The 13221-nt window shown below is 68.2% G+C and carries 12 protein-coding genes and 1 riboswitch; of the genes, 7 read left to right on the forward strand and 5 right to left on the reverse strand.

Annotated features, from left to right (window positions below; genetic code table 11):
- Positions 1-3 precede the first annotated feature (3 nt).
- Complete coding sequence (locus tag ACK4JY_RS02935) at positions 4-579, reverse strand: DUF2239 family protein (protein ID WP_409602716.1); 576 nt, start codon at positions 577-579, stop codon at positions 4-6.
- 366 nt (positions 580-945) lie between these two features.
- On the opposite strand from ACK4JY_RS02935, the gene ACK4JY_RS02940 reads away from it, so the two are divergent.
- Positions 946-1251 (forward strand): CsbD family protein, encoded by a 306-nt coding sequence (locus tag ACK4JY_RS02940; protein ID WP_409602717.1) that lies wholly within the window; start codon positions 946-948, stop codon positions 1249-1251.
- Positions 1252-1265: 14 nt separating this feature from the next.
- Here ACK4JY_RS02940 and ACK4JY_RS02945 read toward each other — a convergent pair whose 3' ends face one another.
- Positions 1266-1946, reverse strand: coding sequence for a TorF family putative porin (locus ACK4JY_RS02945; protein ID WP_409602718.1), 681 nt, complete (start codon positions 1944-1946; stop codon positions 1266-1268).
- 153 nt (positions 1947-2099) lie between these two features.
- Here ACK4JY_RS02945 and ACK4JY_RS02950 point away from each other — a divergent pair, with 153 nt between their 5' ends.
- A complete protein-coding gene (locus tag ACK4JY_RS02950) occupies positions 2100-3704 on the forward strand; it encodes an ATP-binding protein (protein WP_409602719.1) in 1605 nt (534 codons plus the stop codon).
- Positions 3705-3772: 68 nt separating this feature from the next.
- Here the strand turns inward: ACK4JY_RS02950 and clpA are convergent, their stop codons facing one another.
- The 3 genes from clpA to ACK4JY_RS02965 form a co-directional block, all read right to left on the reverse strand.
- Positions 3773-6082 carry an ATP-dependent Clp protease ATP-binding subunit ClpA gene (gene clpA, locus ACK4JY_RS02955; protein ID WP_409602720.1) on the reverse strand — a complete coding sequence of 770 codons (2310 nt, stop codon included), beginning with the start codon at positions 6080-6082 and terminating at the stop codon, positions 3773-3775.
- A 13-nt stretch (positions 6083-6095) separates the two neighbouring features.
- A complete protein-coding gene (gene clpS / locus ACK4JY_RS02960) occupies positions 6096-6428 on the reverse strand; it encodes an ATP-dependent Clp protease adapter ClpS (protein WP_409602721.1) in 333 nt (110 codons plus the stop codon).
- 156 nt (positions 6429-6584) lie between these two features.
- On the reverse strand, positions 6585-7082 hold the full coding sequence (locus ACK4JY_RS02965; RefSeq protein ID WP_409602722.1) for a phasin family protein: 498 nt from the start codon (positions 7080-7082) through the stop codon (positions 6585-6587).
- Between the two features lie 287 nt (positions 7083-7369).
- Here ACK4JY_RS02965 and ACK4JY_RS02970 point away from each other — a divergent pair, with 287 nt between their 5' ends.
- The 5 genes from ACK4JY_RS02970 to ACK4JY_RS02990 all read left to right on the forward strand — a co-directional run bounded on the left by ACK4JY_RS02970 (position 7370) and on the right by ACK4JY_RS02990 (position 13170).
- Entirely contained in the window at positions 7370-8761 is a 1392-nt protein-coding gene (locus ACK4JY_RS02970) for a serine hydrolase (RefSeq protein ID WP_409602723.1), read from the forward strand.
- A gap of 185 nt (positions 8762-8946) precedes the next feature.
- Entirely contained in the window at positions 8947-9336 is a 390-nt protein-coding gene (gene rpsF / locus ACK4JY_RS02975) for a 30S ribosomal protein S6 (RefSeq protein WP_055828937.1), read from the forward strand.
- 12 nt (positions 9337-9348) lie between these two features.
- Positions 9349-9624 (forward strand): 30S ribosomal protein S18, encoded by a 276-nt coding sequence (gene rpsR / locus ACK4JY_RS02980; protein WP_168048961.1) that lies wholly within the window; start codon positions 9349-9351, stop codon positions 9622-9624.
- A gap of 1 nt (position 9625) precedes the next feature.
- Positions 9626-10210: a 50S ribosomal protein L9 gene (gene rplI / locus ACK4JY_RS02985; RefSeq protein WP_409602724.1), complete on the forward strand. Its 585-nt coding sequence runs from the start codon at positions 9626-9628 to the stop codon at positions 10208-10210.
- Positions 10211-10319: 109 nt separating this feature from the next.
- Positions 10320-10430: riboswitch (SAM riboswitch) on the forward strand.
- A 280-nt stretch (positions 10431-10710) separates the two neighbouring features.
- Positions 10711-13170 carry a TonB-dependent receptor plug domain-containing protein gene (locus ACK4JY_RS02990; protein ID WP_409602725.1) on the forward strand — a complete coding sequence of 820 codons (2460 nt, stop codon included), beginning with the start codon at positions 10711-10713 and terminating at the stop codon, positions 13168-13170.
- Positions 13171-13221: the final 51 nt, after the last annotated feature.

Raw genomic sequence — 13221 nt, forward strand, 5'->3', positions numbered from 1 at the left:
GGATCAGCTCATTCCGTTCCGCCAGGCCCCCGCCGCCATCTCCCGCGCCACGTCCCTGACCCCCTCCGGCCACGCCTCGACCGCCGCGTCGAACGCCGTCCAGTCGCCGGCGAACAGCATCCGTGTCGCCTCTTCATAGTTCGGCAGATCACCCGCCATCGCCGTCATGAAGCGGTAGGCGGCCTCCTTCGACCGGCGCGCCCTGTCCGGCCCCTCGGCCGCCTTCATCTGGGCCTCGACCAGCTTGCGCAGCGCCACCGACGCCCCGCCCGGCTGGGCCGCCAGCCAGTCCCAGTGGCGCGGCAGCAGGGTGACCTCGCGCGGCGTGACGCCCAGCTTCGGCCGCCCCGGCCCGCGCCTCGCCTCCACCAGCGCCGGCCCCAGCCGGGCCCGGGCCGCGGCCACATCCCCGCGCAGGTCGAGGTCGACCACCCGGCCGTCGACCCGATCGAACACCAGCGGCCCCTCCCCGGCCGCCGCGGCGGCGTGGATGGCCGGCAAGGCCCGGTCGAGGCGGTCGCGGGCGATCCGCCGGGCGCCGACGAAAGCGACGACGGGCAGGTCGGACGGAATGGACATGAAAAGTCTCCGGGACAAGGGGCCTACGACCACGTTTGACGCAGGCCCCCGCTACACTCCCCGCGGCGCGGAGAGACGGAGATGCGGGGGCCAATGGACGTTGTGGACGGTGCGGACGGTGCGGACGGTGCGGACGATCTGGACGGTGTTTTCGGATTTTACCCGGATGAAACTCGCCCGTCAATATTCCCCGGGTATAATCCGAGGCGCCGAGCTGCAGTCGGGGGTACGCCTCCGCCGCGCGGTCGGGTCAGTCTGAATTGGTTGCGAAAGATTGGCCGCGGGACGCCTTGCCGCCGGAACCGCCAGCCCCGACATGCGCTTCCTGACCAGGCCTCCCCGCCCTTTCCAGACAAGGATTCAGACATGACCGACCAACGCATCGAAGGCGCCGCCACCAAGTTCGAAGGCGACGTCCAGAACGGCCTCGGCCAGCTCACCGGCGACAGCAAGCTGCAGGCCGACGGCCGCCTCAACCAGGTGAAGGGCAAGGCGCTCGACGCCTATGGCCGCGTCATCGACGGCCTCGACGGCCTCGTCGAGAAAGCCCCCGCCCAGTATCAGGACAAGGCCCGCCAGGGTCTCGACTTCGCCCGCCGCAAGCCGCTGATGACCACCGGCATCGTCGCCGGCCTGGCCGTGCTGCTGGGCGGTCTGGGCCGCCGCCGCTAGGGCTGCGCCGGGCCTTAGAAGCTCCGGAAAACGCTGCCGACGAGGGCGCTGTCCTCGCTGTCGCTGTCGACCCAGTCGAGGCCGACCGTAAAGGCCCCGACCGGGGCGGCAAGGCCGACACGCCAGTCGGTCTTGCCGTCCGGCGCGAAACCGCCGTCCTCGCGGCCGATCATGGCATGCAGGCTGACCGGCCACGCCTGCGGCGCATAATCCGCCCGGGTCCAGACCCAGGTGTTGGCCGCGTCGCCCGTGCCGGTCTGCGCCGGGGCCCAGACCAGCCCCGTGCTCAGCGTCGTGTCGCCGAAGGCGCGCCCGACCTGCAGCGGAAACTCGACATAGTTGACGTCCTCCCCGTCGGGATAGACCGTCTGCCAGACCCCGGCGTCGACGTCGAAGCCGGCCATCGTCCCGGCCCAGCCGGCGTAGACGGTGACCTCGACCTCCGCCCCGTCGCCATCGGCGCCGACGCCGTACTCGTCGATGCTGGACGCCCAGACGCCGCCGTAGAGTCCCGAGGCGTGACCCAGGCTGACCTCCCCCTGAAGGGCCGGTTCCCCGTCAGACAGGGTGTAGCCGCGGTCGCGATAGTCCGACACGACGCCGACCTGCCCCTCGACCGTCAAGTCGGGGTCCTGCGCCCGGGCGCTCGCGGGCAAGACCAGCATCGCCGCCACTGTGACCAGCATCATTTTCATCAGCGCCTCTCCCCTTTTGGGAACCATGGGCGGCACTGCTTAAACTAGTGTCATCGATCCGTTACGCTTCGTTCACCACGCGAGATAACGGCGGCTTAGGAATCGGCGTGAGACGCAGATCGCATGGGGGAATTGGCCGCTCATCGCCGGGACTTGAGGCGGATCGTCGTGGCCGCCCTGCTGGTCGTCGCCCTCGTCGCCGGCGGCGCGGCGGGCCTGATCGGCTGGGCCACGGCCGCTGTCGACCGCATCGAAGTCGACAAGGAACAGGCTCTCGTCGAGCGACGCCTGGACCGCGCCCTTGAGCGCCTGGTCGAGGACGTGAACTCCGCCACCATCTGGAACGACACCGTGGTCGCCCTGTCGGGCGAGCCGGATCTTCCGTGGCTGCAGGAGAACCTCGGCGACTATTTCGCCGACTACATGGCCCACGCCGTGACCCTGACCTACGATCCGGCCGGCCGGGTCATCCTCGCCTCCCGGAACAGCGAACCGGTGCCCGCGGCGGAGGAAGCCGCCTTCAGCGCCGCCGTCGCGCCGCTGGTGGGCGAGGTCCGGACCGCCGCGACCGCGCCGGACAAACGCGCCGGGCTCGGCTTCGAGGCGGTCGTCAACCGGCAGGCTGTCGTCCGCGTCGGGTCTGGAACCTGGCTCGTCGCGGCGTCCACCGTGGTGCCCGAAGACCGGGCCGTTTCACGCCCCCGGCTCGACCCCGTCGTTGTATCGGCCCAGCCGATCAGCGTCCTCGTCGCCTCGCTGGAGCCCGATCTCGCCATCGCCTCGCCCCGCTTCGTCACGACCCCGGCGGAGGGTCGCGCCCGGGTGACCGTGAGGGGCGGCGACGGCGAGCCTATCGGCGCGCTCGTCTGGACACCCGCCGAGCCCGGACACGGCCTGCTGCGCGACGCCGCGCCGATCATGGCCGCGGTGCTTCTGGCGCTGATCGGCGCCTCGGTTCTGCTGCTCGTCTGGGTCGACAGGGTGGCGCGTCGTCTCAGCGAGAACGAGGTGGCGCTGACCGAGGCCCGCGACCGCGCCGAAGCCGCCAACGTCGCCAAGTCCTGCTTCCTGTCGAACGTCAGCCACGAGCTGCGCACGCCGCTGAACGGGGTCATCGGCATGGCCGAGCTGATGGCCACGAGCGACCTGAGCCCGATCCAGCGCAGCCGCCTCGACCTGCTGCGCGAGTCCAGCAGCAGCTTGCTTCGGCTGATCGAGCGACTGCTTCAGGTCACCCGCCTTGAGCGCAAGGAAGTGCTGATCAACCGCGCCGCTTTCGATCCCGCCGTCAGCGCCCGGACCACGGTGGAACAGCATGAGGCCGCCGCCCGCGCCAAGGGCCTGGAATTGACAATCGACTGCGTCCCCACCGGCCAGCGTCTCGGTGACGAAATGCACCTGCAGCAGGTCCTCGACTTCCTCGTCGACAACGCCATCACCTATACGGAGCGCGGCGGCGTCAGCGTCGGCGTCCGCCCCCGCGACGGGGCGGTCCGCTTCACCATCGCCGACACCGGCATGGGCATCGCGCCGGAGCTGTTGCCGCGCCTGTTCGACGTCTTCGTCCAGGGTGACGAGTCCATCACCCGCCGTTTCGAGGGCGCCGGCCTTGGCCTGTCGATCTGCCGTAACCTCGTCGAAGCCATGGGCGGCCGGATTACCGTCGACAGCGCCCCGGATCGCGGCTCGACCTTCACTGTCGACCTGCCGCTCCCCGTCCCCGCCCCGGAAGCCGTCCACGAACCGCTGGCGGCCTGAGGCTCCGCTTCAGCGGCCAAAGAAAAAGGCCCGGCGTCTCCGCCGGGCCTTGATCGCTGGTGGCGGGATCAGCCCGCCGATTCCTCGACCGTCTCCTTGGCCGGTGTCCCGGAAGGCCCGGCGACGTCGAAGACGATCTTGCCGTCCTTCAGCTCGACCTTCACATGCCCGCCACGCGTCAGACGCCCGAACAGGATGTCGTCGGCCAGCGGCTTCTTGATGTGCTCCTGGATGACCCGGGCCAGCGGCCGCGCGCCATACAGTTCGTCGAAGCCGTTCTTGGCCAGCCAGTCATTGGCCTCGTCGGTCAGTTCGATGGTGATGTTGCGATCCGCCAGCTGGGCTTCCAGCTGCAGGATGAACTTCGTCACCACCGACTTGATCGTGCCGGCGTCCAGCGCCTTGAACGCCACGATGGCGTCCAGACGGTTGCGGAACTCCGGCGCGAACAGCCGCTGGATCGCCTTGTCGTCCTCGCCCTCGACCTTGCCGCGGCCGAAGCCGATCGAGGCGCGGGCGTTGTCGGCCGCCCCCGCATTGGTGGTCATGATCAGGATGACGTTCCTGAAATCGACCTTCTTGCCGACCGCGTCGGTCAGCATACCGTTGTCCATCACCTGGAGCAGGATGTTGTAGACGTCCGGGTGAGCCTTCTCGATCTCGTCCAGCAGGACCACGGCGTGCGGATGCTGGTCGACGGCGTCGGTCAGCAGCCCGCCCTGGTCATGGCCGACATAGCCCGGAGGCGCGCCGATCAAACGGCTGACCGTGTGCCGCTCCATATATTCCGACATGTCGAAGCGCAGCATCTCGATGCCGAGGGTCGACGCCAGTTGTTTGGCCACCTCGGTCTTGCCCACGCCCGTCGGGCCGCTGAACAGGAAGGCGCCGATCGGCTTCTGCGGATCACGCAGGCCGGCGCGGGCCAGCTTCATCGCCGCCGACACCTGCTCGATCGCCCCCGACTGGCCGAACACGACCCGGTTCAGGTCGCGGTCCAGCTCGCGCAGGCCCTCGGTGTCGGACTTGCTAACCGACTTGGCCGGGACGCGGGCTATGCGGGCGATGACGGCCTCGACCTCCTTCTGGCCGATGACCTTCTTGCGCTTGGATTCGGGCAGCAGCATCTGCGACGCCCCCGCCTCGTCGATCACGTCGATCGCCTTGTCCGGCAGTTTGCGGTCGGTCATGTAGCGGGCCGACAGCTCGACGGCCGTACGGATGGCGGCGTCGGTGTAGCGCAGCTTGTGGTGGCCTTCGTAGGAGGTCTTCAGCCCCTTCAGAATCTTGATCGTGTCGTCGACCGTCGGCTCGTTGACGTCGATCTTCTGGAAGCGGCGGGCCAGGGCCCGGTCCTTCTCGAAATGCTGGCGGTATTCCTTATAGGTGGTCGAACCCATGCAGCGCAGGCTGCCCGAGGCCAGCGCCGGCTTCAGCAGGTTGGAGGCGTCCATGGCCCCGCCCGAGGTCGCGCCGGCGCCGATCACCGTATGGATTTCGTCGATGAACAGGATGGCGTTGTCGTGCGTCTCCAGTTCCTTGACGACCTGTTTCAACCGCTCCTCGAAGTCGCCGCGATAGCGGGTGCCGGCCAGCAGCGCCCCCATGTCGAGGCTGTAGATGGTCGCGCCTTCCAGCACGTCCGGGACCTCGTGGTTGACGATCTTGCGGGCCAGCCCTTCCGCGATCGCGGTCTTGCCGACGCCCGGATCGCCGACGAGCAGCGGATTGTTCTTGGTCCGCCGGCACAGGATCTGGATGGCGCGGTCGACCTCGGCCTGGCGGCCGATCAGCGGGTCGATCTTGCCGTTGCGCGACTTCTCGTTGAGGTCGACGCAATAGGCCTCCAGCGCCTCGCCGCCGGTCTTGGCGGCGGCCGCGTCCTCGGCGTCCTCGGGGCTGCCGCCGGCGCGGGCCGGGCGGGTCTCGCCGACCCCGGCCTTCTTGGCGATGCCGTGGGCGATGTAGTTGACCGCGTCATACCGCGTCATGTCCTGCTCCTGCAGGAAATAGGCGGCGTGGCTCTCGCGCTCGCTGAAGATGGCGACCAGCACATTGGCGCCCGAGACCTCCTCGCGGCCCGAGCTCTGGACATGGATCACGGCGCGCTGGATCACGCGCTGGAAGCCGGCGGTCGGTTTGGCGTCCTCGCCATCGCTGGTGGCCAGGGCGGCCAGGTCGGTGTCGACATACAGGGTCAGCGCCGTCTTCAGGCTGACCAGCTCGACGTTGCAGGCGGTCATCACATTGGCCGCGTCCGGGTCGTCGACCAGGGCGAGCAACAGGTGTTCGAGGGTGGCGTACTCGTGCCGGCGCTCGTTCGCATAGTGGACGGCGCGGTGCAGGGTCTCTTCGAGAGGACGCGAAAATGAGGGCATTGGAGGGTTCCTCTCAGTCCTTTTCCATCGTGCATTGCAGCGGATGCTGGTGACGCCGCGCCGTCTCGACCACCTGGGCGACCTTGGTTTCGGCCACTTCGTAGGTGAAGACGCCGCAGACACCGACGCCATGCTGGTGCACGTGCAGCATGATGCGGGTCGCGTCCTCGCGGCTCTTCTGGAAGAACCGCTCCAGCACATAGATGACGAATTCCATCGGCGTGTAGTCGTCGTTCAGGATCAGCACCCGATACAGCGAGGGCTTCTGAAGCTTCGGCTTTGTCTCGGTGACGGTGGCGGCCCCGAGGCCTCCATCCTGGTCACCGACCTTACGTGACGGCGGCATTCGTTGTCCGTGTTTGGGGAGTCGTTTGGACAGATAGGGAATGATGGCGTGATTTGAAGGCGCGTCCAGTCACACGTTTCGTGACGAGGCCCGGAATCGAAAAGGGCCCCCGGATTGCTCCGGGGGCCCTGTCGTACGCTTACAGTCGCTTCAGGCTTAGCGGGCGGCCTGGAACTTTTCGACCGAGGCGGTGACGCGCTCGTTGATCGGCTTGAAGCTGTCCTTGACCGAGGCGGTGAACACGTCGGTCATGCGGGTGACTTCGGCCAGATAGGTTTCTGCGGCCGACTTGGCCCAGTTGGTCTGCAGCTCGAGGGCTTCCTGGACCGAACGGGCCTGGGCCAGCGACTGGGCGGCGGCGACGCCGTCTTCCCAGCTCTTCTTGCTGTAGGCGACGGTCTGGGCCGAGAGGGTCTCGACGCCCTTCTGGGCGGCGGTGGCCGAGGCGACGACGGCGTCGAGGTTCTTCTTGCCCTCGGCGTTCAGCTCCTGGATGCCGGCGACCGACTTGTCGGCGGCTTCGCGGAACGCCTGGGCGCCGGCGGCCTGCATTTTTTCAGCCTGGGCCTGGGCCTTCTCGGCGGAAGCCTTGACCTGGGCGGTGGCGGTTTCGACGGTCTTCTTGACGTTCACGGTTTCGGCGCTGTCGGCCATGGTGTTTCTCCTGAACCTGTCGCGGCCCTGCCGCTGTAATTTTCCCGCGGCAGACGAATCCATCGCGACAGCGGTCATATGGTGCAGATGCGAAGGAGGGTCAAGGGTTTTTGTGCGGTGCACAATAAGTTCATAAATCGACGTTCGGCGCCGCCTGTCAGGCGAGATCGCTTCACAAAACCGTTGACGGCTTGTTTACCCTCACGAAACTCCGATGACGCATGGTAGCCTTTCGTCAGCGTCGCGTGGTGGGGCCGCCGTCGCGCTAATTGTAAAGAGGCCTGCGCTTGCCGATCCTTTATCTGATCCGCCGTGGATTTCTGTCGCTGCTGCTGATCGCCGCCCTGGCGATCGTGCCGACGACGCCGCCGCTTGTCGCCCAGTCGTCCGACAACGCCCGCTACGCCGCCATCGTTGTCGACGCCGTGTCCGGCGAGGTCCTGTTCGCGCGGCACGCCGACAGCCGACGCTACCCCGCCTCCATCACCAAGGTCATGACGCTGTACATGGCGTTCGAGGCGCTCAGCGAAGGCCGGGTCAAACTCGACGACGTGATCACCGTCTCGCCCCGCGCCGCCAGCCAGCCGCCGTCCAAGCTGGGCCTCGCCGCCGGGCAGACCATCACCCTCGACGACGCCATGAAGGCGACCGCGGTGCGCAGCGCCAACGACATGGCCGTCGCCATCGCCGAGCACGTCGGCGGCTCGCAGGAGCGGTTCGCCGCCCAGGCGACGCTGAAGGCCCGCGAACTGGGCATGACCCAGACCCGCTACGTCAATCCGAACGGCCTGCCCGACGCCCGCCAGGTCAGTTCGGCCCGCGACCTCGCCATCCTCGCCCGGGCGGTGATGCGGGATTATCCGCAGTACTACCGGTATTTCGGCCTGCATGACTGGGCCTATCAGGGGCGCGAGTATCGCAACACCAACGGCCTGCTGCGTCAGGGTCTCGGCTATGACGGGTTGAAGACCGGCTACACCAACGCCTCGGGCTACAATCTGGCGGCGACGGCGGTGCGCGACGGACGACGGCTGATCACCGTGGTTCTCGGCGGCCGTTCGACCGCCAGCCGCAACAGCCACGTCGCCGCCCTGATGGATACCGGTTTCGAGGTCGAGCGGCTGCGCCGAAACGGCCAGCCGATCCAGGTGGCCCAGGCCTTCTTCGAACAGAAGGGCTTCGGCATCGGCCCCGACAACTCGGCCCCCGTGCAGTACGCCCAGGTCGCCGACGAGGAAGAAGACGGCATCGGCTCCAACGCCGTCAGCTATGTCTCCCTGCCCGCCGCGCCGCCGCAGCCGGCGCGGGTCACGCCGGCGCCGTCCGAAGGCCGCACCCTCGCCTCGTTGATGCGGGCCGAGGGCCCCGCCGACGTCACCGCCTCGCTCAACGGTGCCCCGGCCGCCCGGCCGACGCCGGCGCGGGAGACCGTTCGCGAGGCCGCCGGCCGCTGGGCCGTTCAGGTCGGCGCCTTCCGCGACGAGACGGTGGCGCGCGACTGGCTGACCGAGGTCAACCGCCGCTTCCGCAGCCAGTTCACCGCCGCCGAACGCACGGTTCAGAACGCCGAGGGCTGGTACCGGTCGCGCTTCACCGGCATGAGCGAACAGGCCGCCCAGGCCGCCTGCGCTACCCTGGCAGAGCGCAACGTTACCTGCATGGTGGTGCGGCCGCAGTAGCGGGGCGGCTTCCGCCTTGCCGGGCGACCGCTTTTCCCCTATACGCGCCGCCTTTCCAGGGCTTCGGTCCTGACGCGGAGTTCCAAAGGGTTCGGGAAGTCATCCCGGCCGCCGCTTCAGGATCCATCGTGGGAGAGGACTTACCCGGTCCCCTCGCGCCGACGCCCTACAAGGGAGACCACCGCATGGCTCTTTACGAGCACACGGTCATGTCGCGCCAGGATATCAGCGCGCAACAGGCCGAAGCGCTGAACGACACCATCAAGGACCTGATCACCCAAGGCGGCGGCTCCGTCGCCAAGATCGAGTACTGGGGTCTGCGCAACCTGACCTATCGGGTCAAAAAGAACCGCAAGGCGCACTATTCGCTGCTCGCCGTCGACTGCCCGCCCGCCGCCATGGCCGAAGTGGAGCGTCAGCTGTCGATCAACGAAGACGTCCTTCGCTGGCTGACCGTCCGCGTCGAGGAACTCGACCTCGAGCTGTCGCCGCTGCTGGCCCGTCGCGAGCGCGAGCGTGAACGTGAGCGCGAGCGCACGCCGCGTGAAGACGCCGCCGCCGAAGCCGTTGAATAGGGAACCCGGAACATGACCGATACGACTGCCCCGTCGCCGGGCGCGCCGGCCGGCTCCGGCCCCGCCCGCCGCCCCTTCTACCGTCGCCGCAAGGTGTGCCCGTTCTCCGGCGCCAACGCTCCGAAGATCGACTACAAGGACGTGAAACTGCTGCAACGCTACATCAGCGAGCGCGGCAAGATCGTCCCGTCGCGCATCACGGCCGTCTCCCAGAAGAAGCAGCGCGAACTGGCCAAGGCCATCAAGCGCGCCCGCTATCTGGCCCTCCTGCCCTATGTGGTGAAGTGATATGAAGGTCGTTCTGCTTGAACGCGTCGATAACCTCGGCGCCATCGGCGACGTCGTGTCCGTCAAGGACGGCTTCGCCCGCAACTTCCTTCTGCCGCGCGACAAGGCCCGTCGGGCCACGTCGGCGAACCTGAAGGCGTTCGAACTCGACCGCGCCGCCATCGAGGCCCGCAACGAGAAGAACAAGTCCGAAGCGCAGAAGGTCGCCGACAAGATCGACGGCCAGACCTACGTCATGATCCGGCAAGCCGGTGAGACGGGTCAGCTGTACGGATCGGTCGCCGGCCGCGACGTCTCCGAGGCCATCCAGGCCGAAGGCGGCAAGGTCGAGCGCTCGCAGGTCGTGCTCAACACCGCGATCAAGACCCTGGGCGTCCACGAGGTGCTGGTTCGCCTGCACGCCGAGGTCTCCGCCACGGTCAAGATCAACATCGCACGTTCGGCCGACGAAGCCGAGCGTCAGGCCAAGGGCGAGGACGTCATCAAGTCGGCCTACGACCAGGACCGCGCCGAAGCCCTTGAACAGGCCAAGGACATGGTCGCCGGCGGCGCCGGCCAGCAGGACGGTCTCGGTTCGGAAGCCTGAACCTCGACCTGATGTGCGAAAGTCACGGCGGCGTGGGGGAGACCCCGCGCCGCCGAACTTTTTTCTGTCACGGACTTGATCCGTTTATGACGCACCGCAATATTCAATCTGCTCATAGAGACCGGCTGAGGGATAGGCCCTTTGACGTCGGGGCAACCTGCGGACCTCCGTAAGGTGCCAACTCCTTCGGGACCCCTCCCCGGGTCGCGGCAGATGAGAGGCCGGGTGAAGCCCGGACTCCCTCCATCTGTCACCGCAAGAGTTTCCGATCGAGCGGGAGACGACCATGCGGGACTACACGCCCTTCCCCCGGATCGCCCTCGCCGCCCGCCTGCGCGCGCGTTGCAGCGGGCTCATGCGATGTCGACGTTCGCTGTAACCGGCTGACCGACCCCCGGCCCTCGCGCCGGACCTGAACTCAACACAATCGCAAGATCCGGAACCGGCGATCGCTGCGCGCGACGCCGTGCGGAAACCTGCGTCGCATCGGGAATATCGCAATGACCACGACCACCCTCCGCCTCGCCCTGTCCGCAGCCGTGTCCGCCTCCGCCCTGCTGGCCGGCGCCGCCTCGGCCCAGACGGCGCCCCAGACCCCGCCCCGCGACGATGTCTCGGTCGTCGACGAGATCGTCGTCACCGGCACCCGGGTCACCGGCCGCTCGCGGCTGGACACGGTCGCCCCGGTCGACGTCGTCACCGCCGAAACCCTGCAGCAGCGTGGCGCGACCGACCTGGCCACCCAACTGGCCGCCAGTGTTCCGGCGCTGAACTTCCCGCGTCCTTCGGCGACGGACGGCACGGACTCGGTCCGGCCCGCCACCCTGCGGGGTCAGGGCCCGGACCAGACCCTGGTTCTGGTCAACGGCGTGCGGCGGCATTCGACCGCCCTGGTCAACACCAACGGCTCGGTTGGCCGGGGCTCGGCCGCCGTCGACCTGAACGCCATCCCCAGCTCCGCCCTGGAGCGTATCGAAGTTCTGCGCGACGGCGCGGCGGCGCAGTACGGATCCGACGCCATCGCCGGGGTCCTCAATCTTCGTCTGCGCGAGGCCTCCAGCGGCGGCGGCGCGACCGTGACCTATGGCGGCTACGTGACCGACTACATCGGCGCCTACGGCGGCGGCGATGACCTCTCGGACGGCGAGAGCCTGACCGTCTCGGGCTGGCAGGGCTTCGGCCTGGGGTCCGACGGCTTCCTCACCGCATCGGTGGAGTACCGTGATCGCGAGTCCACCAACCGCAGCGACATCGACCCGCGCTTCGCTCCGGCCCGCGTTCGCGGCGGCCAGGGCGACCCCGAGTCCGAAGACCTGGCCATCTATCTGAACGCCGGCAAGCCTCTGGCCGGCGGTTGGGACGCCTACGGATGGGCGGGCTACCAGACGCGGGAGGCCGCCGCCGCCGCCTTCTACCGCACGCCGACCGACAACGCCCAGAACCCGGCCTATCCGGTCAGCGGCCGGGTCTATCCGGACGGCTACCTGCCGCGCATCCTGACGGACAGCACCGACTGGACCGCCGTCGGCGGCGTGCGGGGGCCGGCCGGGGGCTTCGATGTCGACGTCAATCTCGGCTACGGCCGGAACGAGATCGAGTTCGGGGTCGAGAACACCCTGAACCCGTCGCTGGGCCCGACCTCGCCGACCAGCTTCTACGCCGGCTCGCTGACCTACGATCAGCTGGTGTTCGGGATCGACGCCGCGCGTGCGTACGAGGTCGGCTTCTACGGCCCGCTCAACGTCGCCTTCGGTCTGGAAGCGCGTCGGGAAAGCTATCAGATCGGCGCGGGCGAGCCCGGCTCGTACGAGCGCGGGACCTTCCTCAACATCGGCGGCACGGACCTGAGCTGGGGTTCGCGCGGCTTCACCGGCTTCACCCCCGCCAATGAGGTGGACGAGGACCGCAGCAACGCCGGCGTCTATGTCGACCTCGAAGGCGAGGTGTTCGAGAATTTCACCGTCTCGGCCGCCGCGCGTTATGAGAACTATTCGGACTTCGGCGACAACGTCTCCGGGAAGCTGGCGGCGCGGTACGACTTCACCCCCAGCTTCGCCGTCCGGGGCGCTGTCTCGACCGGTTTCAGGGCGCCGAGCCTGCAACAGCAGTATTTCACCCAGACCGCCATCCTCTACATCTCCAACGTTCCCTACGAGACTGGCACCTTCCCGTCGGTGAGCCCGGTCGGCCTGGCGCTGGGCGGGACGCCGCTGGAACCCGAGACGTCGACCAACTATTCGCTCGGGGTGGTCTGGCGGAAGGGGGCGTTCGAACTGACCGCCGACGCCTACAGCATCGACATTGATGACCGCATCGTTCTGTCCGAGACCCTGACCGGCAGCGCCACGGCGGCGCCGGGCACGAACGCGCGAACCATCTTCGATCTGTTGCAGCGCTACGGCGCCTCGGCCGCGAGGTTCTTCATCAACGGGGTGAACACCGAGACGACCGGTCTCGACGTGGTGGCGCGCTACCGGATCGACGAGGGCTTCGGCCGGCTGGACCTCACCCTGGCCGGCAACGTCAATGACTTCGCGGTGACGAAGACCCCGACCACGAATACGGGCGTCCTGCCGACCCCGGTTTCCCTGTTCGCCCGTCAGGCCACCCTGCGGTTCGAGGAAGGCACGCCGCCGTGGAAGGTCGTGTCCCAGGCCGACTGGACCCGCGACCGCCTCGGCGGGACGCTGCGCGTGACCGCATTCGGCGACGTCCTGTCGCCCGGCGCGACCGCGGCCACCGACCTGCAGCTGGGCGACGCCCTGGTGGTTGATCTGGAGGCTCGTTACGACCTCAGCGACCGGGTCACCCTGGCCGTTGGCGCCGACAACGCCTTCGACGAGTACACGGCCCAGAGTCTGCCGGCGAACAATGCGTCGGGCGCCTTCCCCTTCTCCAACTTCTCGCCGTTCGGCTTCAACGGGCGGTTCGTCTACGCCCGCCTCGCCCTGAACTGGTGAGCGGGACCGGCGCGGGCGGCGACATCCGCTCGCGCCGGGCTGCCGTTGATC

This window comes from Brevundimonas sp., from assembly GCF_046295595.1.
GTDB lineage: Bacteria > Pseudomonadota > Alphaproteobacteria > Caulobacterales > Caulobacteraceae > Brevundimonas.